At 71.7% G+C, this 1,665-nt stretch carries 2 protein-coding genes; one reads left to right on the plus strand and one right to left on the minus strand.

What is annotated here, in order from left to right; genetic code table 11:
* On the minus strand, window positions 1-876 hold an 876-nt coding region (locus tag J0695_RS38010; RefSeq protein WP_206969392.1), incomplete at its 3' end, for a glycosyltransferase family 2 protein.
* A gap of 100 nt (window positions 877-976) precedes the next feature.
* Between J0695_RS38010 and J0695_RS38015 the strand changes: the two genes are divergently transcribed.
* A partial coding sequence (locus J0695_RS38015) for a glycosyltransferase family 2 protein (RefSeq protein ID WP_206969393.1) occupies window positions 977-1,665 on the plus strand: 689 nt, incomplete at its 3' end.

Here is a 1,665-nt window from a genome sequence, read left to right on the forward strand (position 1 = left end):
GGACGGATCGGCGGCCCCGAGGAAGGCGGCGGCCCCCGCCATGAACGCCTCGCGGTACGCGGGGCCGCCCATCGGCAGCCCCTCCAGGAAGTAGACGAAGTCGTCGCGCAGGCACGACACGTCATAGGCCCGCTTCTCCGCCGCCGACCGCTCCTCGCCCAGGAAGCGGCTGACCTCGGCGCAGGCGTCGAACCGGTCCCGCACCCCGCGCACATCGGTTCGGCGCTGGGTGATCGACCCCTCCCTGACCCGCCAGTAGTAGACGTGCCCGGCGACCACGTCGACTGCCTCGGCCCGGTAGTGCGCCGGGATCATCACCGGGGTGTCCTCGTACAACTTCCCCTCGGGGAAGGTGAATCGGTGCCGGTCCCAGAAGGAGCGCCGGAAGACCTTGTTCCAGGCGACCCGGTCGGAGAGGAGCCGTGGATCGCGGGAGATGTGGGTGCGCTCGTGCGTGGTGGCGAGCCACTTGTACTGCCAGGCCTGGTGGCGGCCGCTGCCGTCGAGGCGCCACACATTGCCGCTCGCGAAGTCGGATCCGGTGGACTCCAGGGAGTCCAGCATGCGTGCGTACGCGTCGTGCACGACGATGTCGTCGCTGTCGGCGAAGGCCAGGTACGGGACGCCGTCGGTGGTGTGGCGCACCCCGGTGTTGCGGGCCGCGCCGAGCCCCGCGTTCTCCTGCCGTACGTAACGGAAACGCGGATCCGCGGCGGCGAACTTCTCCGCGATCGCACTGCTCCCGTCGGTGGACCCGTCGTCGACGAGCACCACCTCAAGATCGCGGACGGTCTGCGCGGCGAGGGACCGCAGGCACTCCTCCAGATACTCCTCGACGTTGAACACGGGCACGACGACGCTCAGGCGTGGCTTCACGCACACGTCAACACGGGTCCGCGGGAGGAGTTACCAGGGCTAGCCCGAACGGGTGGCGGCGCGACGGCGGACCGTGCCGGTGGGGCTACTCTCAGCGCCCATGCCCCGCTTCAGCGTCGTCATGCCGGTCCACCGCGTACAGGGACATCTCCGGGCCGCCATCGAGTCCGTACTCGCCCAGTCCTGCCGGGACTTCGAGCTGATCGTGGTCGACGACCGCTCGCCGGACGGCTGTGCGGCCATCGCCGAGGAGTACGCGGACCGGGATCACCGCGTCACCCTCCTCCCGCTCGCCTCGCACCAGGGCGTGGGCGCGGCCCGCAACGCCGGGGCCGAACTGGCCTGCGGTGACTACCTCCTCTTCCTCGACGGCGACGACCTGCTGCTGCCCGGCGCGCTGGAGGCGCTGGCCGGACGCCTCTCCGAGAGCCCCGACGTCCTGCTCTTCGGCCACGACCGCGTCGACTGGTGGGAGACGGTGACACCCGGCGGCGACGACCTCACCGACCCCCTGACGGCCGCTCCTGTCCCCTGGAACCGCGTCGTCCGCCGCGCCTTCTTCACCGCCCACCAGCTGCACTTCCGCTACGGCCCCTACGGCCACCTCCTCCCGGTCCACCGCGCCCTGCGCCTCCTGGACGGGCCGCCCGCCGTCCTGGACCGCGTCTGTGTACGCCACCGGATCCGTCGCGGGGGATCCACCTCCACCACCCCGGGCCGCCACCACTTCACGCTCTTCGACGCGTACGCCGACGTGCTCGCGGACCCGGACCCCGGCCCCGGCCCGGG

This window comes from Streptomyces beijiangensis (assembly GCF_017315755.1).
GTDB lineage: Bacteria > Actinomycetota > Actinomycetes > Streptomycetales > Streptomycetaceae > Streptomyces > Streptomyces beijiangensis.